Origin of the sequence: Streptomyces sp. NPDC006174 (genome assembly GCF_040614075.1) — a bacterium.
GTDB lineage: Bacteria > Actinomycetota > Actinomycetes > Streptomycetales > Streptomycetaceae > Streptomyces.
The window spans coordinates 489,535-510,439 of record NZ_JBEXTJ010000003.1 but is presented as its reverse complement, the minus strand read 5'-3'; the positions used below and the strand labels follow the sequence as shown (position 1 = coordinate 510,439).

The following is a 20,905-nucleotide window of genomic DNA, read 5'->3' as shown; positions in this document are numbered from 1 at the left end:
CGATTCCGCGGTCTCCCGTGGGAGCGAATCGCTCTGTCACCGATGGTGCACCTTCAGTGACGTGGATCCAGCGTGGCCCAGCCCCGCCGCCTCCGCAACTCGCGGAGCCGCGTGAGGCCCTCACCCCTCAACCCCGACGCCCGCCCGCGTTCCGCAGCGCCTCCAGGAAGCGGCGCAGCGGAGCGGCCCCGTCACGTCTGCGGTTGCGCTGCCCCATCGTCAACCGGTAGCGCACGCCGTTCACCCGGGCGATGGCCGAATCCGCCGCGAAGAACCACCGCTTGCCCGCGCTCACCGTCCCCACCGGAGCGCTGTCGATCTCACGCCCGTTGCTCATCAGCAAGGACAGCCGGCCGTCCTTGACGACCACCTGCCCGGCCCTGGTCAGCGACCGGGTGAACCGCTCGATCCTGACCCCCGACGCACTGAACTCGACGTCCGCCATCGCGGCTTCGCCCCCCCCTTCGTCACCACTGCTCCTGTTGCAGTGTGCCCGGCCGCGCCCCGGACCGCCAGAGGGCACGGAAGCCCGCTCCGCGCTGCTCGTACCGCCTGTCCCAACTGCCTCCGCAGGCAGGGTCAAAGGCAGGGCTATGGACCATCAAAGTCAACGTTTGTGCAGGTCGGGGGCATATCGTGGAGGCAGGAGCACCGGGCGGACGAACAGCGAAGAACAGCGGCGAACAGGAGCACGGCGATGGACACCCATGAGCTGGGACAGGACCGCGGGGCCACGGGGACGGTCATGGAGACGGTGGACGTCGACCGCAGCGACGCGGAGTACCGGGCCTGGCTGAAGGAGGCCGTCCGCAAGGTCCAGGCCGACGCCAACCGCTCGGCCGACACCCATCTGCTGCGCTTCCCGCTGCCCGAGGAGTGGGGCATCGACCTCTATCTCAAGGACGAGTCGACGCACCCGACCGGCAGCCTCAAGCACCGGCTCGCCCGCTCGCTCTTCCTCTACGGGCTCTGCAACGGCTGGATCCGGCCCGGCAAGCCGGTCATCGAGGCGTCCAGCGGCTCGACCGCCGTCTCGGAGGCGTACTTCGCCAAGCTGATCGGCGTGCCGTTCATCGCCGTGATGCCGCGCACCACCAGCCCCGAGAAGTGCCGGCTCATCGAATTCCACGGCGGCCAGTGCCACTTCGTCGACGACTCCCGCAAGATGTACGAGGAGTCCGCGTCCCTCGCCGCCGAGACCGGCGGCCACTACATGGACCAGTTCACCTACGCCGAGCGCGCCACCGACTGGCGCGGCAACAACAACATCGCCGAGTCGATCTACCAGCAGCTCCGGCTGGAGCGCTATCCGGAGCCCGCCTGGATCGTCGCCACCGCCGGGACCGGCGGCACCTCGGCCACCATCGCCCGCTACGTCCACTACCTCCAGCACGACACCCGGGTCTGTGTGCCCGATCCGGAGAACTCCTGCTTCTTCGACGGCTGGACCCGCAACGACCCGCATGCGAGCAGCGACTGCGGCTCCCGGATCGAAGGCATCGGCCGCCCGCGGATGGAGCCCAGCTTCGTGCCCGGTGCCATCGACCGGATGATGAAGGTGCCCGACGCGGCGAGCGTCGCCGCCGTACGCGCGCTGGAGCGGGCCATCGGCCGGAAGGCGGGCGGCTCGACGGGCACCGGGCTGTGGAGCGCCTTCAAGCTGATCGCCGAGATGGTGGAGCAAGGCGAGCGGGGGAGCGTCGTCACGCTGCTGTGCGACCCGGGCGACCGCTACCTGGACAAGTACTACTCCGACTCCTGGCTGGAGGAGCAGGGCCTGGACATCGCGCCGTACAGCGCGGCGATCGGCACCTTCCTCGCCACCGGCACTCTGACCGGCTGACCGTCCGGAGCAGCGCTCAGGCCGCCGACGCCGTCAGCCGTCCGTCCAGCCGCCGCACCGCGTCCCGGAAGGACCGGCCCATCCCCAGCCGCCCGACCCCCAGCACCGAGCGGAACGGGCCCGTCCCGTCGGCGGCGAAGGTCCACTGCACCCGGGTCCCGGCGCCGTCCGCGGTGAGCCGCCACTCCTCCACCAAGGCCCGCAGGCCCGGCGCGTTCGTCTCGTCGACCCGGTAGGCGTACCGCTCGCCCGGCTCGGCGGCCACGATCGTCTCGCGGAACCGGACCCCGCCGCGCAGCCGCACCTCCCGGCCCGCGCCTCCGTCGGTGGGCGTGGCCCGGGTGACGGCGGTGAACCAGGAGGGCCAGGAGGCGACGTCCTCCGCGAGCGCCCGGTAGACCGCGTCCGGCGGTGCGGACACCTCGGCGGCGAACACCAGGCGTATCGGCGCGGAGTCGATGAACTCCAGTCCTACGGTACGGAGTCGGCGTGCCATCGCCTGCACCTCCCGGCGGTCTGCGCGTATGGGGAGGCACACCCTAGCGGCCGGGACGTCAGTTGTCTGTACCACTGCCGGCCACCGGCCGCCGGTCCTCACCACCGCCGGCCAACGGCTCCTGGCCTTCCTTCCGGGCCCGGGCCGCGGTCCTCGCCGCCTCCGCGATGTTGCGGGCCATCCCGCCGAACACCACCGCGTGGAACGGCGACACACCCCACCAGTACGCATGGCCGAGCAGCCCCTGCGGGTGGTACAGCGCGCGCTGGCGGTAGAGCGTGCGCCCCTGGCCGTCGGAGGCCACCGACAGCTCCAGCCAGGCCAGGCCCGGCAGCCGCATCTCCGCGCGCAGCCGCAGCAGTTCGCCCGGCTTGATCTCCTCCACCCGCCAGAAGTCCAGCGAGTCCCCGACCCGCAGCCGGTGCGCGTCCCGCCGGCCGCGCCGCAGCCCGACCCCGCCGACGATCCGGTCGATCCAGCCGCGTACCGCCCAGGCGAGCGGGAAGGAGTACCAGCCGTTCTCGCCGCCGATGCCCTCGATCACCCGCCACAGGTCCGCCCGGTCCACCGGCACGACCAGCTCCCGCTCGTCCCGGTAGAGGCTGCCGCCCGCCCAGTCCGGGTCGGTCGGCAGCGGGTCGCTCGGCGCTCCCGGCAGCGAGGCGGAGGACCAGCGGGTGTCCACCCGGGCCTCCTTGATCCGCTGGAGTGCCAGCCCCAGCGCCCGGTCGAAGCCGATCGGCCCCTCCGGCGGATCGGGGACGTAACCGACGATGTCGTGCTCCCGGCAGACCACCTCGTGGCGCAGCGACTCCGCGAGCGGCCGGGCGATCGAGCGCGGGACCGGCGTGACCAGTCCGATCCAGTGGCTGGAGAGCGTCGGCGTGAGGACCGGGACCGGCACGATCACCCGCCGCGGCAGCCCCGCCGCCCGCGCGTAGCCCTGCATCATGTCCCGGTACGTCATGATGTCCGGGCCGCCGATGTCGAAGGACCGGTTCACCTCGGACGGCAGAGTGGCGCTTCCGACCAGGTACCGGATCACATCCCGTACGGCGATGGGCTGGATCCGGGTGGAGACCCAGCTCGGCGTCACCATCACCGGCAGCCGCTCGGTCAGATAGCGCAGCATCTCGAACGAGGCCGACCCCGAACCGATCACGATCGCCGCCCGCAGCACCGCCGTCGGCACCTGGGAGTCCAGCAGGATCCGGCCCACCTCGGCGCGCGAGCGCAGATGCGGCGACAGCTCCTTCTCCGGCACGCCTTCCGGCGTCAGCCCGCCCAGATAGACGATCCGCCGCACTCCGGCCGCGCGCGCCTGCTCGCCGAAGTTCCGGGCGGCCCGGCGGTCGGTCTCCTCGAAGTCGGAGCCGGAGCCGAGCGCGTGCACCAGGTAGTACGCCACGTCGACGTCCCGCATCGCCTCGGTCAGCGAGTCGGCGTCGGTGACATCGCCGCGCACCACCTCGACGCGGTCCGCCCACGGATAGTCGCGCAGCTTCCTCGGCGTCCGGGCCAGCGCGCGGACCTGGTGGCCGGCGTCGAGCAGCGCGGGCACCAGTCTGCCGCCGATGTAACCGGTGGCGCCGGTGACCAGGCAGCGCAGCCGGGCCTCGTCGGGGACATCACGTACGTCGGGTTCTTCCGGAAGATCCGTCACCTGTCCGAGTCTCGCACCTGATCCCGTACGAGGTCGGATGCGAGCCTCCGTACGGCGGAGCGCGCGTCGGCGGCGGCTCAGCGCACGGCGGCCAGTGTCCCGCCCTCGCGCAGCCTGGCCGTCAGCTGTACGGAGGCGTCGCGCGGCGCCCGTACCGCAAGCGTCGGCCCGCCCGCCGCGCCCCGCACCTGGCCGGTGGCCTCGATCCGGTCCACCGCGCGGCTGCCCGCCGCCAGGACGTACCACCGGCCGGAGGCGGCCTTCCAGTGCGTGCCCGCCAGGATGTGCTGGCCGAACCGGCTGCACAGCGCGGTGTCGTTCCGGTCGGCGACCACCGCGGCCGGGTCGGTGGGGGAGGCGGCGGGCTGGAGGAATTGGACCAGGACCCGGCCCGGTCCGCGCCAGGTGTCGGCGCGGGTGCAGAGCCAGTCGGCCGACGCCCCGCCCTCGGGCAGCCGCTGCTCGGCGAACGCCCAGTTGTTCACCGCCCGCACCCCCGAGCCCGACAGCGACCGCAGCGAACACGCCGTACGCGCCCAGGCGAGCAGCGCCTCCGGTCCTGTCGCCTCGCGCGGCTGACGGGCGGGTGCGCCACCGCCGGGCTTCGGCGTGTACGTCAGGTGTGCCGGCGCCAGATCGCCCAGGTCGGTCACCAGGAAGGCGTGGTTCTCCACGATGCTGCGTTCGGAGGAGCGCAGCTGGAGCACCGGCCACGCGTCGCAGCCGCCGCCCGCCGCCGGGCGCTCCACCGCCGCGGTGACCCCGTCCGGCCCCACCTCCAGCGGCCGGCCGGGTGTGTCCGGCGTGAGCAGATCCCGGGTGGCGGTCTCGGAGATCCAGGGCGCGAGCAGGAACCGTGCCTTCTCGCCCGTACGGCTCACCACCACGGCCGCACCCGTCGTCACGTCCGCGTCATCGGTGCGGGCGAAGTCGAGCGCCGCCGGGCCGCCGCCCGACAGCGGCTCCGCGTACCGCACCACCCGTACGCCACCGTCGTGGAACAGCACCACGGCCGCGCCGTCCACCTCGCCCGCGAACAGCAGCCGAGGCGGCTGCGCGGGCGGCACGTCGACCGTGCCCGGAGTGGCCGACACCTGTAGGTCCTCCGACGGCTCGGACCAGGCCCGCAGCGCCCGCCCGAGCAGCTCGTCGTCGCCGCGCCGGTCGCCGCGTACCGGCCAGGCGGTGAAGTCGATGCGCGAGGTGTCCGCCCACTTCTCCGCCGCCGTACGCAGCAGGGCCGCCGGGTCGAGCGCCGGGACCGTCACACCGGCTCCCGGGCTCTCGTCCCGTACGCCCTTCTCGGCGGCCACCGCGAGCGTGCCGGCCACCACGCAGAGCGCCGCCGCGAGGCACACCGCCCGCGTCCGGTGCCTGCGCCGCAGCAGATCGCTCGGCCGGGTCTGCACGGTGCACGGGTCGAACTCACCGGACCGCAGCAGCACTTGGGCCCCTGCCCGGTCCGGCTTCCCGATCCGTGCCGCGCCGCGCACCGCTCCCGCCGGATCGGCCACCCCCGCCTCGGCGAGCAGCGCCCGTACGCCGGACTCCGCCAGCCCGTCCAGCAACTGGAGTGCGAACGCGGCCCGTACGGCACCCGGCACCGCCGACAGCGCCCGGTCCAGAGCCAGTTCGTCGACACCGCCCGCCCGGGGGAAGAGCCGCAGCCCCCACACCACCGGCAGCGTCGGCCGCAGCGCGGCGGGCGCCGGGAGCCGCCCGGGCCACCAGCGGGGCCTGCGCTCGTACGCCAGAGCCGTCCGCAGCACCCGCAGCCGCATCCAGGCGTACGGGGCGTTCGCCGGAGCCTGCGCCGCTTCCGGTGAGTGCCGGGACTGAGCGGGCACCCGGGCCGTGCGGGCCGGGACGGTCCTGGCCCCGGGCAGCGCCCGCTGCACGGCACCGTGCGCGGCCAGGACGCGGCGGTGCCGGCCCAGCGCGGGCGGCAGCACGACATAGGCGAGCCGGACCAGGCGCGGGTAGTGCTCCACGAGGGCGGCCTCGGCCTGTTCCACGCCCAGGGGCTCGCTCGGTGCGGCGGCGGAGCGTTGCTGCGGTTGATGGATCGGCATGAGTTCGGTGCCTTCCGGGGCCGTGGCGGGAGGTGTCATACCGACAAACGAGTCAATCGTGTGACGGTCACATCACCCGCACCGGTCACCGGCGCCGGACGGGTCCTCGCGCCGGAGACGCCCTAGGCCAGCAGCTCGTCCAGCACCCCGCCGAACAGCCGCCGCCCGGCCGAGGCCAGCAGCGGATCACCCCATCCAGGCACCAGCCGCACCCGCAGCTCCTCCACCCACACCACATGGGAACCGGAATGCGTCGGCAGCACGTCGATCGAGGCCCGGCCCAGCACCACCGACCCGCGCTTCTCCAACAGGCAGATCCCGGCCCGGCCACCGGCCGGCGGCGTCCAGCGGACCACTTCCATCGGATCGTCGAAGGCCAGCGGACCGACCCCTGTACGGGCCGTGAACACCGTGCCGACCCTGGTCGGCGGCCCGCCGGCCACCGTGATGGCGGTCAACGGGACACGCTCGGCGTGCCGTTCCCAGTCGGTCACCCGCCGCCAGGCCTCGGCTGCGGGGAGAGGGGAGAAGCGCTCGATCCGGAAGACGGCCATTCCTCGATCCTAGGACGTCACGGCCGGACGGCGACCCGAGCGGAATCCGGCGGACCGTGCCTCAGGGATCAGCCGGGAGAGACGGTCTCCTCGGGCGACTCGTGCGACCCGCCCGCCACCACCAGGCCCGGCAGATGCTCGCCGATCTCCTCGCGCAGCCCCGGCGCCAGCCCGGCGTCCGTCACGAAGGTGTCCACCTCGTCCAGCGTGGCGAAGGAACTCAGCCCCACCGTCCCCCACTTGGTGTGGTCGGCCACCACCACGACCCGGCGCGCCGACCGGACGAAACGGCGATTGGTCTCCGCCTCGGCCAGGTTCGGCGTGGACAGACCGGCCTCGGCGGAGATGCCGTGCACGCCGAGGAAGAGCAGGTCGAAGTGGAGCGAGTCGATGGCCCGGTCCGCGACCGGCCCCACCAGCGAGTCCGAAGGCGTCCGCACTCCGCCCGTCAGCACCACCGTCGCCGTACCCGGCCGCGCGGCCCGGCCGGAAACGGGCCGCTGCGCGTCGTGGAACACATCGGCCACCCGCACCGAGTTGGTCACCACCGTCAGATCCGGTACGTCCAGCAGATGACGGGCCAGCGCATACGTCGTCGTACCGCCGGAGAGAGCGATCGCGCTGCCGGGCTGGGCCATCGCCGCCGCCGTCCGCGCGATGTCCTCCTTGGCGCTCAGCTCCAGCGCCGACTTCGCCTCGAAGCCGGGCTCGTGGGTGCTCGCCTCGACCACCGGGACGGCGCCGCCGTGGACCTTCTCGACGACCCCCTGCCGGGCCAGCGCGTCCAGATCCCGACGGATCGTCATATCGGAAACGTTCAGCCTGCGGGTCAGCTCGTTGACCCTGACCCCGCCGCGCCTGCGCACCTCGTCGAGGATCAGGGCACGTCGCTGCTCCGCGAGCAGGTTCTGATTCTCGCTCAACGCGGTCGCCCGGTCCTTCCCTCTGCCGTACGGTCCGCAGCGGTCTGCGAGACACGCTCATCCTGCCACGCAGGCATGTCCGGCGTACCACCTGGGGAGATTCCGTGAGACCGCTCACGCACCCGCCCCGCCTCCGGAATTCTGGGGCCGGGCCGGAGCCCTCGGCTCCCCGCACCCCTTCCGCCCGACCCCTGTCATGTCTTCGCCGGCCCGTGCGGCCGGCGCGCCCGAGAGAGAGTTCCGCCTTGGCTCCTGCCGTCCCGCCCCCGCCGCGACCCCCGCAGAACACCGGAGCCGCACTGGAACTGCTGGTCCACGGCGTCGGAGGCGCCACCCCGCAGGAGATGCTCGGCGATCCCCGTACCGTCCGGGTCACCGGCGACGCGACCGCCGCCGTCTACCGGCGCACCGAGGACGCCAACGGCGAGCAGCACCCGGAGCGCTACCGGGACGAGCCCGTCGCCGAGGCCTACTGCTGGTCCGGCCTCACCTCCGGCAACGGCTCCCGCGCCCTGTGGCTGCTGCTCCTGCCGTTCATGGTCGTCAACCTCGCCCACTGGATGCGGCCCACCGCCACCGGCCGCCGCCGCGCGGTCCGGCTGTACGGCGTGGTGGTGCGGCTCGTCGCGCTCAGCCTCACCGTGCTGCTCACCGCGGCCGCCTGCGAGGTGGCGCTGGACCTGGTGGCCTGGCAGTGCGCGGGCACCCCCTCCTGCTCCGAACGCCGTTCCTGGCTCGGTTTCCTGTCGAGCCATCAAGGCGGCTGGTGGTCCCAGCCCGGACGGCGCCTCGCGCTGGCGGCCGTCGTGCCCGCCGCTCTGGTCGGGCTCCTGTGGTACCTCTCCAACCGGACCTGGAGCGCCTACGAGTCCCAGAGCCCGCTGGACGCCACGGGCGCCGACGCGTGCGACCCGGACGGGACGGAGGAGGCCCACGGGCCCGGCGGGCCGGACATCGCCGACGACCCGGAGTCCGCTCGGCCGGTTCCGCCGGCGCTCAGCAGGCCCGGTTTCTGGTACGGCCGCCGGCTCGTGTCCCGGCTCCGCGCCGCGCACACCGCCGTCGGCTTCCTCACCGTCGCCGCCTTCGTCATGGGGGCCGCGGCCCGCCACGACCGGACCGTCGGCAGCTCGGTGCCGCCGGTGTTCGGCCTGGTCATCGAAGCGGCGCTCGTCCTGTGCGCCGTGGTCGCCGTATGGGTCGTCTGCCGCCGGGGCCGCAGCGAGAGCGTCCGGGACAACCGTGTCGACGGCGCCCTCATCACGTACCTGCCAGGCTCCGCGCTCGCTCTGCTCGGCCTCGCCGTCGTGCACGCCGGCTGGTCACGTCCGGAGTGGGTCTCCTCCGGCAGCCTGTCCGGCGAGACCGCCTTCCGGCTCCTCGCGCTCGGCCAGGGCCTCCTCGTGGTGATCATGGCCCTGGTAGCCCGCAGCCTCTACCGCCGCGCCCCCGAACCCCGCACCACGCTGTACGGGCTCGGCGGCCCGTCCGTCGCCATGCTCGCCTGCGCGCTCGGCGGCGTGATGACCGGCGGCGTGGCCCAGCGCGTCGCCGACTGGCTGGACGGCCCCGGCACCCCGGGCACGGGACGCGGCTCCATCATCGAGGGCCCGCCCGTCCTGCTCAGCTGGCAGGCCTCCGTCATCCCGGTGCTGTTGCTCCTGCTGCTCGTCCCGGTCGTCCTCCTCGTCGTCCGCACCGCGCGCCGGGCCCGCCGCATGGGCCCGGACATCGAAGCGGAGTACGCTCCCGAGCCGCCCGACCCCGCCCGCACCCGGCGCATCTCCCGCATCCGCGCCACCGCCGCCCTCACCGACTCGGCCCCCTGGATCGTCGGTGTGGTCTCCGCCGCCACGCTGCTCCTCGGCGCGGCGGCCGTCGTGGGCTCCTGGACCAGCGGCGAGGTGCCGGGCCTGGCGACGGACGGGGCCTCGGCGCCCGTCGAATCGCTCGCCGAGGCCGCCCAGTCGACCGGCTCCTGGCTGATCGGCTTCGGCTTCATCCTGTTCGTCGCGGGCGGCCGCCGCGCCTACCGGGACGCCTCCGCCCGGCGCACCATCGGCATCCTCTGGGACGTCGGCACCTTCTGGCCGCGCGCCGCCCATCCCTTCGCGCCTCCGTGCTACGCCGAACGCGCCGTTCCCGACCTGGCGTCGCGGATGTGCGCCTGGACGGCGACCACCAAGGGCCGGCTCATCATCTCGGGCCACTCGCAGGGCAGCGTCCTCGCAGCGGCTGCGGTCTGGCAGCTCCCGGACGCCGCCCGCCGCCGGGTCGGGCTGCTCACCTACGGCTCGCCGATCGAGCGGCTGTACGGTCGCTGGTTCCCGTCCTACTTCGGGCCCGTGCCTCTGCTCGGCCTGAACCGCTCGGTGCACTGCTGGCGCAACCTCTGGCGGGCCACCGACCCGATCGGCGGGCCCGTCCGCCTGGGCGCCGACCCCGACCCGGGCGTCGACCGGGGTCCGCTGAAGGACCCGCTGGCGTACGGACGTACGACCGCGCTCCCGTTGCCCGAACCGATCCTCGGCCACTCCGACTACCAGGCCGACCCGGTCTTCGCCAAGGAACGCGGCGCGCTCCTCGAAGAGCTCGGCCCGCGACTGCCACGGCAGAGCGGGGACACGCTGGAGAAGGGTCAGAAGAGCTCGGGGAGGTCCTCCGGGTAGAGCAGGGTCAGGTCGTCCGTGCTCGTCTCGGCCAGCTGGGCGACCCGGCCCGCGTGCCGCTCCACCATCGACTCGAAGGTCTGCCGGGCCGTGCGGCCGTTGCCGAAGGCGGGACCCTTGGGGAGCGCGGTGAAGTACTTCAGCAGCGCCTCGCCGGTCCCGTCCGCCAGGCTGTACTCGTGCTCCTCGGCCTGCTGCTCGACGATCCGCAGCAGTTCCTCGGGCAGGTAGTCGTGGAAGGTGATGGTCCGCGAGAAGCGGGAGGCCACACCGGGGTTGACGGTGAGGAACCGCTCCATCTCGTGGGTGTAGCCGGCGACGATCACCACCACCGCGTCCCGGTGGTCCTCCATCAGCTTCACCAGCGTGTCGATGGCCTCCCGGCCGAAGTCGCGCCCGGAGTCCTCGGGAGAGAGCGCGTACGCCTCGTCCACGAAGAGCACTCCGCCGCGCGCCCGGTCGAACGCCTCCTGGGTGCGGATCGCCGTCGAGCCGATGTGCTCACCGACCAGGTCGACCCGGGACACCTCCACCAGGTGGCCCCGCTCCAGCACACCGAGCGAGGCCAGGATCTCGCCGTACAGCCGGGCCACCGTGGTCTTGCCGGTGCCGGGAGAGCCGGTGAAGACGAGGTGGCGGCGGACGGAGGCGGCCTTGAGCCCGGCCTCCGCGCGGCGGCGGCCCACCTCGATCATGTCGGTCAGCGCCCGCACCTCGCGCTTGACACTCTCCAGGCCCACCAGCGCGTCCAGTTCACCGAGGACCGCCGCCGAGTCGCGGGCGGGTTCGGTGGCCGGGACCACCGGATCGGGCTCCACGGTCCGCTGGCCGGGCATCGTGTTCAGCAGGCCGGGCGTCGACCGGGTGGCCGTCAGCACGGCGGAGGCCGGAGCCGGTGCCGTACGCAGACCGCTCTCGTCGCTCGTGCAGTCGGTGACCACCGGGCCCGACGTACCGGATCCGTCGCCGCCTTCGGGGAACTCGTAACCGCCTCGCGCGCACCGCTCGGTGCGGCAGCGGGTCAGTGTGGTGCGGCAGCCGTCCATGACATGGAAGCCGTACCCCTCGCTGCCCGTCACCCGGCAGCTGTCGAAGGTGCCCCGGCCCTCGGCGGAGACGTAGAACCCGGCCTCGGCGGGGTTGGTGACGGTGCACCGCTCGATGACCGGGTCGGCGCCCTTGGTGACGATGACCCCGGTCTGGGCCGCGTCGATGGTGCAGTTGTTCAGCGTGCCGCCGCTGCCGTGGTCGCGGAACCAGGCGCCGGTGGAGGTCTCCCGGATCCGGCAGTCGTCCAGCTGGGCGGTGGCGCCGTCGCTCACCGAGACGGCGGTGTTGCGGATCTGCGAGAGGTCGCTGTCCACCACGTCGGCGCGCGAGCCCCGGTCGAGGACGAAGAGGGCGTCCGGCACGTCGTGGACCCGGCAGGCGTCCAGTATCACCGTGGCGCCGTCGCTGACCCAGACCGCCGGGTAGTCGCCCGTACTGTCGTGGATCTCGCACTGATTGGCGTCCACGCGCGTGCCCGGGTCCCAGACCGAGAGGCCGTTGCGGCCGAAGCGGCGGACCGTGGAACGCGTCAGCGTGAGCACCGAACGCGACCGCAGATCGATCGCGTTCTCCGGAATGTCGTGGATGTCGCAGTCGGCGAGCGTCAGCACCGCGTCGGTGTCCAGCGTGACGCCGTCGCCCGAGGTGCGGTGGACCGTGCAGTCGGTGAGGTGCGCGGTGGCGCGGGCGGTCACCTGGACGCCGCTGCCCTTGACCTCGTACACCTCGCAGCCGATCGCCTCCAGACCGCTGCCCTCACCGGTCACGCCGATGCCCGCACCGGAGGAGTGGTGGATACGGCAGCGGTCCAGGCGCGGATGGCCGCCGTCGCGGACCGAGACGCCGGACTGCCCGGCCGAGACGACCTCGCACTCCTCGAAGACCCCGCCGGCGCCGTCCAGGACGGCGATGCCGACCCCGGCCGGATTGTCGACGGTGCAGCGCCGCACGGTGGGCCGGGCCGCTCCGCGCACCTCGATGCCGGCGGCGGACCGGGTCACGATCCGCAGATCCGTGAACTCGGCGGTGCCGTCCTCCACCAGGAGGGCCGGAGCGGCGGAGTCCTGACCCTCGATGTGCAGATCCTGGATGATCGCGGAGGCACGGACCGTCAGCGGTACGCCGTCGACCGGCGCGATCCGCACCGAGCCGACCGACCCTTCGGGACCGCGCAGGGTCACCGCGCGGTGGACGACGAGGTTCTCCCGGTACGTTCCGGGCGCGACGGTGAGGACGTCGCCGTCGGCCGCCGCTTCCAGGGCCGCGGAGAGGGAGGCGTACTCGCCCGTGCGGCGGCGCCATCGCGATGTTCCGGTGTGCGTCACCTGGACCGTGCCCTGTGCCATGGAGTTGCTCTGCCCCCACCTCGTGCTGTGATGCCTCGGGTCGTGCTGTGGTGCCTGGGTCCGACCGTCCTCGTGTCGAAGGACGCGGACGCGGTCGGACCACCGTAGCGCGCGGGAGGGGCGGGAGTTGACGAGTCGGGGTGCTGGTGCCGCTTGCCGTACGTGGAGCGGCGCGCCCGCCGTCAGCTGCCCGTTCCGGCCCGGCCCCAGTCCGGGCCCGCCTCGGCCCACTCCCGGTCCCATTCCGCGTACCGCCGTCGCACCAGCCGTCCTACGGCCATCCGCCTGCCCGCCTCGACGCACCCGGCGGCGAGCAGGAACGCACCGGCTCCGCCGAACATCGCGTGCGTGCGGGCCGCTTCGGCGTCCATCGGCGGTCGTACGGGAAGACCCGCGCCGTCGGTCCAGATGTGCACCGCCGCGCCCGGCTCCCGCGCCTGCGACGCGGTGGTGACCTCGCCGGTGCGCGCGGTGCCGTCCGGCGCACGCCAGGCCGCCACCACGGTGGAGCGCCCGGACCCGTCGTCCGGGTCACCGGCGAACCGCCGTGCTTCCGGCGCCGGGCCCACCACCACCGCGGTCACGGCCCGCCGCTCCTCGTGCTGGACCCGTACCTCCCGCTGGAGCGAGGCCTCGGCGAGCGCACCGCCCGCCCAGCCGGCCGCCGGTGCGCCGAGCGCCAGAAGCGCCAGCGTGCCGAGCGTCACCCACGCCTCGTAGCGGTCGGTGGCACGCACCAGCGGATTGCCCCGTCCCCGCAGAACCGCTCGTACCGCCCCCACCCCTGCTGTCCCTTCCCCTCCGAACTTCGCCGTGTCCTCGTGTCCCCGTTTCCTCGCGTCCTCAGTCGAGGATCGTGACGGGATCCCCGACCCGGATCACGCCGGTCCCGTCCGGAATCAGATTCTGGCCGAAGAGCAGCTGGTTGCCGACCCGTCGGTGGCGGGCCAGCGTGAGCAGCGGCTCCCGGCCGCGCTCGGCGGTCCGCTGGTCGGTGGTGGTGATCACGCAGCGGCCGCACGGCTTCACCACGGAGAAGCGCACCTCACCGATGGCGATCCGCCGCCAGCCGTCCTCGGCCCACGCCTCGGTGGAGCCGATCACGACGTTCGGCCGGAAGCGGTCCATCGGCAACGGCCCCTCGTGCGGCCGGTCGCCCGCCGCGATCAGGTCGTTGAGGGCGTCGAGCGAGGCCGTGGTGGTCAGCAGCAGCGGATAGCCGTCGGCGAAGGAGACCATGTCGCCGGGGCGCGCGTACTGAGGGTCGACGGCTCTGCGGCGCGCCGGATCGTCGAGATGGACGAGCCGGGCCTCCGAGCCGAGGACCTCGCCGAACCAGTCGTGCGCCTCGGCCACCGCCTCGGTGACCGTGACGGTGTCCCGGTGCAGCTCCACCTCGACCAGCCGCTCCGGCCCCGGCACCGCCACCCGCAGCGGCGGACGGCCCGGAGCGGAGAGGACGATCCCGCCGTCGGTCAGCAGCACCGCGGAGATCCGCGCCATGAACGGCTGCTGACGTTGCGTGATCACCCGGGCCGCCTTGTCGACCAGCATCCAGCGGCGGTCGCCGTCGAGTCCCCATGGCTCGACGGCAACCTCGTCGGATGTCTGGACGCCCAGCGATTTCACCGGGTACCGATGGACGGACCGGAGTACAGGATTGGCCATGCGCCCATCCTGCCAGCCGCTCCTCCACGCGTACGCCCGGTTTTCCCGCCGCGCCCGCCGTGGTCGGAGACTCAGTACCCCCGGCCCTGGTACGGCCGGTTGTACGGGTCCTCGTACGGCGACGGGGCCGGGGCGGGCCGCGGCGAGGCCGGGCGCATCGACTCGTAGCCGGTGCCGGGCGCGGGGCGCTGCGGCTGAGGCTGCTGCTGGTAGCCGCGCACCGCGGAGGGCTGCTGCGGGATGTACGGCGCCGGCGCGCTCTGCAGGCCGCCGCCGTACATCGGCGCGCTCTGCGCGGGGGCCTGCTGGTACTGCGGCGCCGACTGCTGCTGCGGATAGCCGTAGGAGCCGGTGTGCTGCGAAGGAGCCGCGGGGAGGGCCGGCAGCGCCGACGGCAGGGCCGGCAGGTAGCTGCTGGAGGTGTCGTACGCGGCAGGGACGCGAATCGGTGCGATCTGCGGGGTGCCCCGCTCCGCGACCAGGGAGTCGTAGATCGGAGTGTCGGGGAACGACGCGGCGTAGTAGCCGCCGCCGAAGGCGGAGCGAGGGGAGGTCATGGCACCTAAGTTAAGCCCACGATGTGCCGGTTGGGGAGTCCCAATCTTAGGCTCATCCGATTTACGCGGGTTCTGTGGGCCAGGACTGTCAAAACATCGCTAATCGTTCGCCTATCAGGCGGCTTTCGTCGTAGGTGCCGTTGTTAACGAGAAGTGGCAGCCGGGCTACAAAGGGCGACGCACGGCCTCTTCGCGGAACGATGATCCCGGCTCGCCGGAAGGCGATACGGGCGGGGGATTACCGGTGCGGGGATGCGGAACACTTCACCGCGTGATCACCATGCGGCCCGTCCTGGAGATACGTACACCTGACGGCTTCGGCCTGTGGCCCGTCGCCGGGACCACGGCGTCCGGCTTTCTGGCGCTCGGCGGTGACCTCTCACCCGCCGAGGTCGGGACGGCGGTGATGTGTGTCGCCGACTGCAACGACATCGACCCCGACGGCGACCGCCCGCCGCGGCCGGCCGACCCGCTCGCCACCTTCCTCCACGGACTGCTGACCTTCGACGACCTGTTCGCGGCCGGCGGACTGCGGGTCACCGACGGAGACGTCACCTTCGCGCCCGGCTGCTGCGACGGCCTGGAGGACTGGCGCGACTGGTACCGGCTGGCCGGCCACGACGGCCTGCTCGGATTCGGCCACGATCCCGTGTCACCGGTCGCCGAGCGCGTCGGCGACCGCGTCCGGCTCACCGTCGACGCCGAGCGGAGCGACAGCCCGGTGATCGAACTGCCCGCGTCCGAACTCCGCAGTCTGCTCACCGGAGTCGAGCGGGACCTGACCGCCTTCCTCGCCCTGGCGGCCGATTGGTCCGCCACCTACCTACCCGGCCACCACGCTCCCGTCGCCGCCGCCCTCGCCCGCGCGCTCGGCCTCGGGCCGCGTAATCCGGCCGCCTAACCCACGACTTGGGCCACCGTCGAGTTGTGCGGCGGCGACCGGATTTCCGAACGGTCAATGCCTGGCCGGTGAACTGACCGCAGATGGACGACTGTTGTGGCCCGAACCACCTAGGTTCCGATGGGAAGTCCGGGAAGCGCGCCGGATCTACGCGATCATGGCCGGATGAAAGCACGTTTCCTCGGCATACCCGAGCTGACCGAAGTCCCGTCCGTAGCCGTCGTGATCGACGTCATGCGCGCCTTCACCGTGGCGGCCTGGGCCTTCGGCCGGGGAGCGGAGAGGATCGTTCTCGGCGAGTCGCTCGACGAGGTCCTGTCGCTCAAGGCCCGCCACCCGGAGTGGACGGCGCTCAAGGACGGCCCGCCGGCGCCCGGGTTCGACGCCGTCAACTCGCCGGGCCTGCTGCGCTCTCTCGACCTCGGCGGCCGGACCGTCGTGCAGAAGACCACGGCCGGGACGGTCGGCGCGCTCGCGGTGAAGGACGCGTCGCTGGTGCTCTGCGCCGGGTTCGTGGTGGCGGAGGCCACGGCCCAGGTCCTGCGGGCGCGTGCGGGCGACAGCGTCACGTTCGTGGTCACCGGCGAGGACGGCCGGGCCGACGAGGACCTGGCGTGCGCCCAGTACATCGCGCGGCGGGTCACCGACCCCGGGACGGACGCGGCGGCGTACCTCCACCGCGCCGGCGACTCACGCGCCGCCGTCGAGCTGGCGGAGGGAGTGCGCCAGGGCGTCCACCCGGACGACATCGCCCTCTGCCTCGAACTCGACCGGTTCTCCTTCGCCATGGTGGCGGCACCGGAGGACTCCCTCATGGTCCTGCGTCCCTACCCGGGCCACCGGTAGCCGTCGAACCGTCCCGGTGGCCGCCCGGTGGAGGGATTAGGTTGTGGGGCAAGGCCTGCGGGCAGCCGGAACCGTGATGGGGGCGAGCATGACCATGCAAAAGGGAACCAACGTTCCGGTGCCGGCGGGCACCGTGCGCGTCGAGCTGGGGTGGCGGGCCGCCGTCGGCACCCCGGATGTCGACGGTTCCGCACTCCTGCTGGTGTCCGGCAAGGTCCGCACCGACGCCGACTTCGTCTTCTACAACCAGCCGGCCCACGCTTCCGGCGCCGTCCGTCACGAGGGCAAGCGGACCGGCGGCGACGGGGTCACCGACACGCTCCTCGTCGACTTCGGCCGGGTCGAGCCGGCCATCGACCGCATCGTCGTCGCGGCCTCGGCGGACGGCGGCACCTTCGGCCGGGTCAGCGGACTGTACGTACGGGTCGTCGACGCGGTGGGCGGCGCCGAGCTGGCCCGCTTCGACGCAACGGACGCCACCGTCGAGACCGCGTTCATCCTCGGCGAGCTGTACCGGCGCCAGGGCGCCTGGAAGTTCCGCGCGGTCGGGCAGGGTTACAGCAGCGGGCTCGAAGGCCTCGCGACCGACTTCGGCATCTCCGTCGACGAACCGCAGCAGGCCGCCGCACCGCCCGCACCCACCAGGCCCGCCGCCCCCGTACCGCCCACACCTCCGGCCCCCACCCCGGCGCTCCACACCGCCCCGCCCACACCGCAGGCCCCGCCCGCCCCGGCGCCTCCACAGCCGGTGCGGCTCTCCAAGGTCACGCTCACCAAGGAGGCCCCGTCCGTCTCGCTCGCCAAGCAGGGCGGCACCTCCGGCACGCTCCGCGTCAACCTCAACTGGGAGGTGCGCAAGCAGTTCAAGGGCTGGGGCGCCAAGCTCGGCCGGGCCGTCGCGATGCACGCGGATCTCGACCTCGACCTCTGCGCGCTGTACGAACTCACCGACGGCCGCAAGGGAGTGGTGCAGGCCCTCGGCAACGCCTTCGGCTCGCTGGCCCAGCCGCCGTTCATCCACCTCGACGGTGACGACCGCACCGGTGCGCTCACCACCGGTGAGAACATGACCGTCAACCTCGACCGCAAGAACCTGCTCCGCCGCGTCCTGATCTTCGTCACCATCTACGAAGGCGCCCGCAGCTTCGCCGACCTCCATGCCACGGTCACTCTCCAGCCGCAGAACGGCGCGGCGATCGACTTCTCCCTCGACGAGTGCACCGTGCCCTCCACGGTCTGCGCGCTCGCGCTGATCACCAACGACGGCGGCGACCTCACCGTGCAGCGCGAGGCCCGCTACCTCGTGCCCGACCGCGGCGTCAGCCCGCAGCGCACCATCGACGCCGCCTACGGCTGGGGCATGAACTGGACGCCCGGCCGCAAGTGACCGCCGCGCCCGCCCGGCCGGACCTTCACCGGCCGGGCGCGGCGCCGGGCATCCCGTCGGGATCGGGCCGCGCGTAGGTACGGCCCTTCCACGCGGCCCCGCGACCCCGGTAGTGCTGGACCGCCGAGTCCACCGTCATCAGCAGGTACAGCACCGCCGTCAACGGCAGCAGCGGCCCGAGCCACGGCGACTGCCGGTAGTACGCCAGCATCGGCAGGTACGTCGCCGTCATCACCGCCCACGCCGCACCACCCGCCCAGGCCGCCACCTCGTCACCCGTCGCCAGACCCGCCACCAGGGCCGCGGGCGGTGCCACGTACACGAGGAGCAGGCCCGGCACCGTCCCGGCCAGCAGCAGCGGACTGTGCCGCAGCTGCGCGTACGCACTCCGCGCCACCATCCGCCACAGGTCCCGCAGCCCCGGATACGGCCGCACGCTGTCCACCCGGTCCGCAAGCCCCAGCCAGATCCGGCCGCCGCCGCGCCGCACCTCCCGCGCCAGCGACACATCGTCGATCACCGCATGCCGGATCGACTCCGGGATCCGCGCCCGCTCGGCCGTCTCCGCCCGCAGCAGCACACAGCCGCCCGCCGCCGCAGCCGTACGCGACCCGGCCCGGTTCACCCGGCGGAACGGATAGAGCTGCCCGAAGAAGTAGACGAACGCGGGCACCACCAGCCGCTCCCAGAAGCTCTCCACCCGCAGCCGCGCCATCTGCGACACCAGGTCGTAGCCGTCCGGCCCCTCGGTCCCGGCCGCCGCCACCAGGTTCCGCAGGCTGTCCGGCTCGTGCGCGATGTCCGCGTCGGTCAGCAGCAGGAAGTCCGGCTTGTGGGGCTCGGCCAGCGCGATGCCGTGCCGCACCGCCCAGAGCTTGCCGGTCCACCCGGGCTCCGGCTCGCCGGGCTCCACCACGGTCAGCGGCAGTCCGCCGAAACGTCCCCCCAGCTCGCGGGCGAGCGCTCCGGTGCCGTCGCGGGAGCAGTCGTCGACCAGGATGATCCGCGCCTCGCCCGGATAGTCCTGGACCAGCAGCGAAGGCAGGCTCACCGGCAGCATCTCCGCCTCGTCGCGGGCCGGTACGACCACCGCCACCGACGGCCAGCGAGCCGGCTCGGTGCGCCGTGGCAGCCGCTGGTCGGTCCGCCAGTAGAAGCCCTGCCCGAGCAGCAGCCACACCCACGCGATCAGGGAACCCACGGCGATCCAGGCAACGGCGCTCATTGGCCGCAGTCTGCCCCACGGAGACCGGTCCGCAAGGGCTGTCGGCTAGGGTGACCGGGTGAAGATCGCGCTCATGGACTCCGGAATCGGCCTGCTGGCGGCAGCGGCCGCCGTTCGCCGACTGCGGCCCGACGCCGAGCTCGTCATCTCCTCGGACCCCGGCTCCATGCCCTGGGGCCCGCGCACGCCCGAGGACGTCACCGTCCGCGCGCTGGCCGTGGCCCGCGCCGCCGCGGCCCACCGGCCGGACGCGCTGATCGTCGCCTGCAACACCGCATCCGTCCACGCCCTGCCCGCGCTCCGCGCCGCGCTGGAGCCCGCGCTGCCGGTCATCGGCACGGTCCCGGCCATCAAGCCCGCGGCCGCCGGCGGCGGCCCGGTCGCCATCTGGGCCACTCCGGCCACCACCGGCAGTCCTTACCAGCGCGGGCTGATCGCCGAGTTCGCCGGCTCCGTCGATGTCACCGAGGTCCCGTGTCCGGGCCTGGCCGACGCCGTGGAACACGGCGACGAAACCGGTATCGACCGCGCCGTCGCCGCGGCCGCCGCCCTCACTCCGCCGGGCGTACGGGCCGTGGTCCTCGGCTGCACCCACTACGAGCTGGTCGCCGACCGCATCCGCGCGGCCGTCCAGCAGCCCGGCCACCCGCCGCTCGTCCTGCACGGCTCCGCCGGCGCCGTGGCCGCGCAGGCGCTGCGCCGGATCGGCGCCGAGCCCGCTCCGTCGGCCGCACCTTCCGGCACGCTCACCGTCCTGCTCGCCGGCCGCCCCGGCACCCTGCCGCCGCCCGCTCTGGCCTACGCGGAGGGCCGCACCCTGCAGTCGGTCGCACCAGCTCGCTGACCTGCGGCTTTCCGGCGATCTCCGCCGCACGTCCGGTGGCCGCTCCCGGGCCGGTCGGCCGGATCGTGGGTACGCTGCGGATATGACGGACCACTCCGGGAGCGCGCACCACGGCTCGACGCAGGCACCGTCCACCGTCTGGACCGGCCGCGCGACCAACCACGTCCAGTGGCTCCTGGCCCTGGCGGGCGCGGGCTGCATGGCTCTGGGCATCGAGCTCGCCGTGGTCTCGCCCTGGTCCTCCGGGATCGCCCCGCTGCTGATGTCCGTCATCGGCTGCCTCGCCGTCGGCCTGCTCATCCTCTTCGGGACGCTCGCCTTCGTCCATGTGGCCGTGAAGGTCGACGGCGACGCCCTGGAGGTCCGCTGCGGCCACGCCGGGCTGCCGCGCCGCCGGATCCTGCTCGACCATGTGATCGGCGCGGAGTACGTCCCCAAGGTCAACCCGCGCCAGTGGGGCGGCTGGGGCTACCGCTGGCGCCCCGAACAGGGCACCGCCGTCGTCGTGCGCAAGGGCGAGGGCGTGGCGCTGCGGCTCGGCGACGGCCGCACCTTCACCGTCACGGTGGACGACGCGGAGACCGCCGTACGGTTCATCCGCGCACGCCTCCACCTGGCCGCGAGCGCGGAGCGCGACCGCGACTGAGCGCACGGGGCCACCGCAGGCCTTGGCCGACGGCGGGTGCGCCGCAGGCTCTTGGGGCGGCCGCGGGTCTTGGGCGACCGTGCCGCCGCCGCAAGCCCTGACCGGCCAGGATGGGCTCCTCACACCGATGCCCACCCGGCAGACCATCCCCGGCCAGGCCGTCCCGCGCACACAGCCCGACATCCCGCACACACAGCCGCCCACCGTAGACTCCG

General features: G+C 73.4%; 18 protein-coding genes. 7 read left to right on the top strand and 11 right to left on the bottom strand.

All coding sequences use genetic code 11. The features are described from left to right. Positions 1–127: 127 nt before the first annotated feature. Positions 128–445: a hypothetical protein gene (locus tag ABZ267_RS09805; RefSeq protein ID WP_356756190.1), complete on the bottom strand. Its 318-nt coding sequence runs from the start codon at positions 443–445 to the stop codon at positions 128–130. A gap of 252 nt (positions 446–697) precedes the next feature. Between ABZ267_RS09805 and ABZ267_RS09800 the strand changes: the two genes are divergently transcribed. Next, positions 698–1,843, top strand: a complete 1,146-nt coding sequence (locus ABZ267_RS09800; RefSeq protein ID WP_356756188.1) for a PLP-dependent cysteine synthase family protein — start codon at positions 698–700, stop codon at positions 1,841–1,843. A gap of 16 nt (positions 1,844–1,859) precedes the next feature. Here the strand turns inward: ABZ267_RS09800 and ABZ267_RS09795 are convergent, their stop codons facing one another. The 5 genes from ABZ267_RS09795 to ABZ267_RS09775 all read right to left on the bottom strand — a co-directional run bounded on the left by ABZ267_RS09795 (position 1,860) and on the right by ABZ267_RS09775 (position 7,551). After that, positions 1,860–2,339, bottom strand: coding sequence for an SRPBCC family protein (locus tag ABZ267_RS09795; protein ID WP_356756186.1), 480 nt, complete (start codon positions 2,337–2,339; stop codon positions 1,860–1,862). A gap of 58 nt (positions 2,340–2,397) precedes the next feature. Next, complete coding sequence (locus tag ABZ267_RS09790; RefSeq protein ID WP_356756184.1) at positions 2,398–4,002, bottom strand: SDR family oxidoreductase; 1,605 nt, start codon at positions 4,000–4,002, stop codon at positions 2,398–2,400. A gap of 77 nt (positions 4,003–4,079) precedes the next feature. After that, positions 4,080–6,074 carry a hypothetical protein gene (locus tag ABZ267_RS09785; protein ID WP_356756182.1) on the bottom strand — a complete coding sequence of 665 codons (1,995 nt, stop codon included), beginning with the start codon at positions 6,072–6,074 and terminating at the stop codon, positions 4,080–4,082. Positions 6,075–6,196: 122 nt separating this feature from the next. Further along, the gene (locus ABZ267_RS09780; protein ID WP_356756179.1) at positions 6,197–6,628 is read right to left on the bottom strand and encodes an SRPBCC family protein; all 432 of its coding nucleotides are present in this window, start codon (positions 6,626–6,628) and stop codon (positions 6,197–6,199) included. 68 nt (positions 6,629–6,696) lie between these two features. After that, a complete protein-coding gene (locus ABZ267_RS09775; protein WP_356756177.1) occupies positions 6,697–7,551 on the bottom strand; it encodes a DeoR/GlpR family DNA-binding transcription regulator in 855 nt (284 codons plus the stop codon). A gap of 245 nt (positions 7,552–7,796) precedes the next feature. Between ABZ267_RS09775 and ABZ267_RS09770 the strand changes: the two genes are divergently transcribed. Continuing rightward, entirely contained in the window at positions 7,797–10,220 is a 2,424-nt protein-coding gene (locus tag ABZ267_RS09770) for a hypothetical protein (protein WP_356756176.1), read from the top strand. Here ABZ267_RS09770 and ABZ267_RS09765 read toward each other — a convergent pair. From ABZ267_RS09765 to ABZ267_RS09750, 4 genes are all read right to left on the bottom strand, one after another. After that, positions 10,190–12,616, bottom strand: a complete 2,427-nt coding sequence (locus tag ABZ267_RS09765) for a right-handed parallel beta-helix repeat-containing protein (RefSeq protein WP_356756174.1) — start codon at positions 12,614–12,616, stop codon at positions 10,190–10,192. The genes ABZ267_RS09770 and ABZ267_RS09765 overlap by 31 nt on opposite strands. 182 nt (positions 12,617–12,798) lie before the next feature. Then, a complete protein-coding gene (locus tag ABZ267_RS09760; RefSeq protein WP_356756172.1) occupies positions 12,799–13,398 on the bottom strand; it encodes a hypothetical protein in 600 nt (199 codons plus the stop codon). Positions 13,399–13,459: 61 nt separating this feature from the next. Beyond that, on the bottom strand, positions 13,460–14,284 hold the full coding sequence (locus tag ABZ267_RS09755) for an MOSC N-terminal beta barrel domain-containing protein (RefSeq protein ID WP_356756170.1): 825 nt from the start codon (positions 14,282–14,284) through the stop codon (positions 13,460–13,462). 71 nt (positions 14,285–14,355) lie between these two features. Continuing rightward, positions 14,356–14,841, bottom strand: a complete 486-nt coding sequence (locus tag ABZ267_RS09750) for a DUF6643 family protein (RefSeq protein WP_356756168.1) — start codon at positions 14,839–14,841, stop codon at positions 14,356–14,358. 280 nt (positions 14,842–15,121) lie between these two features. On the opposite strand from ABZ267_RS09750, the gene ABZ267_RS09745 reads away from it, so the two are divergent. From ABZ267_RS09745 to ABZ267_RS09735, 3 genes are all read left to right on the top strand, one after another. Continuing rightward, the gene (locus ABZ267_RS09745; protein WP_356756250.1) at positions 15,122–15,742 is read left to right on the top strand and encodes a hypothetical protein; all 621 of its coding nucleotides are present in this window, start codon (positions 15,122–15,124) and stop codon (positions 15,740–15,742) included. A gap of 165 nt (positions 15,743–15,907) precedes the next feature. Further along, complete coding sequence (locus tag ABZ267_RS09740; RefSeq protein WP_356756166.1) at positions 15,908–16,588, top strand: 2-phosphosulfolactate phosphatase; 681 nt, start codon at positions 15,908–15,910, stop codon at positions 16,586–16,588. 76 nt (positions 16,589–16,664) lie between these two features. After that, entirely contained in the window at positions 16,665–17,975 is a 1,311-nt protein-coding gene (locus tag ABZ267_RS09735; protein ID WP_356756164.1) for a TerD family protein, read from the top strand. A 25-nt stretch (positions 17,976–18,000) separates the two neighbouring features. Here the strand turns inward: ABZ267_RS09735 and ABZ267_RS09730 are convergent, their stop codons facing one another. Then, complete coding sequence (locus tag ABZ267_RS09730) at positions 18,001–19,200, bottom strand: glycosyltransferase (RefSeq protein WP_356756163.1); 1,200 nt, start codon at positions 19,198–19,200, stop codon at positions 18,001–18,003. Positions 19,201–19,258: 58 nt separating this feature from the next. Between ABZ267_RS09730 and ABZ267_RS09725 the strand changes: the two genes are divergently transcribed. Beyond that, on the top strand, positions 19,259–20,044 hold the full coding sequence (locus tag ABZ267_RS09725; RefSeq protein ID WP_356756161.1) for an aspartate/glutamate racemase family protein: 786 nt from the start codon (positions 19,259–19,261) through the stop codon (positions 20,042–20,044). 82 nt (positions 20,045–20,126) lie between these two features. Then, positions 20,127–20,690 (top strand): hypothetical protein, encoded by a 564-nt coding sequence (locus ABZ267_RS09720; protein WP_356756159.1) that lies wholly within the window; start codon positions 20,127–20,129, stop codon positions 20,688–20,690. Positions 20,691–20,905: the final 215 nt, after the last annotated feature.

What these genes read in the sequence shown, in the direction of transcription:
- ABZ267_RS09805 (WP_356756190.1), bottom strand. Translation starts at nt 445, where the DNA reads ATGGCGGACGTCGAGTTCAGTGCGTCGGGGGTCAGGATCGAGCGGTTC.
- ABZ267_RS09735 (WP_356756164.1), top strand. Translation starts at nt 16,665, where the DNA reads ATGGGGGCGAGCATGACCATGCAAAAGGGAACCAACGTTCCGGTGCCG.
- ABZ267_RS09740 (WP_356756166.1), top strand. Translation starts at nt 15,908, where the DNA reads ATGAAAGCACGTTTCCTCGGCATACCCGAGCTGACCGAAGTCCCGTCC.
- ABZ267_RS09720 (WP_356756159.1), top strand. Translation starts at nt 20,127, where the DNA reads ATGACGGACCACTCCGGGAGCGCGCACCACGGCTCGACGCAGGCACCG.
- ABZ267_RS09765 (WP_356756174.1), bottom strand. Translation starts at nt 12,616, where the DNA reads ATGGCACAGGGCACGGTCCAGGTGACGCACACCGGAACATCGCGATGG.
- ABZ267_RS09750 (WP_356756168.1), bottom strand. Translation starts at nt 14,841, where the DNA reads ATGACCTCCCCTCGCTCCGCCTTCGGCGGCGGCTACTACGCCGCGTCG.
- ABZ267_RS09745 (WP_356756250.1), top strand. Translation starts at nt 15,122, where the DNA reads ATGCGGCCCGTCCTGGAGATACGTACACCTGACGGCTTCGGCCTGTGG.
- ABZ267_RS09795 (WP_356756186.1), bottom strand. Translation starts at nt 2,339, where the DNA reads ATGGCACGCCGACTCCGTACCGTAGGACTGGAGTTCATCGACTCCGCG.
- ABZ267_RS09755 (WP_356756170.1), bottom strand. Translation starts at nt 14,284, where the DNA reads ATGGCCAATCCTGTACTCCGGTCCGTCCATCGGTACCCGGTGAAATCG.
- ABZ267_RS09800 (WP_356756188.1), top strand. Translation starts at nt 698, where the DNA reads ATGGACACCCATGAGCTGGGACAGGACCGCGGGGCCACGGGGACGGTC.
- ABZ267_RS09785 (WP_356756182.1), bottom strand. Translation starts at nt 6,074, where the DNA reads ATGCCGATCCATCAACCGCAGCAACGCTCCGCCGCCGCACCGAGCGAG.
- ABZ267_RS09780 (WP_356756179.1), bottom strand. Translation starts at nt 6,628, where the DNA reads ATGGCCGTCTTCCGGATCGAGCGCTTCTCCCCTCTCCCCGCAGCCGAG.
- ABZ267_RS09730 (WP_356756163.1), bottom strand. Translation starts at nt 19,200, where the DNA reads ATGAGCGCCGTTGCCTGGATCGCCGTGGGTTCCCTGATCGCGTGGGTG.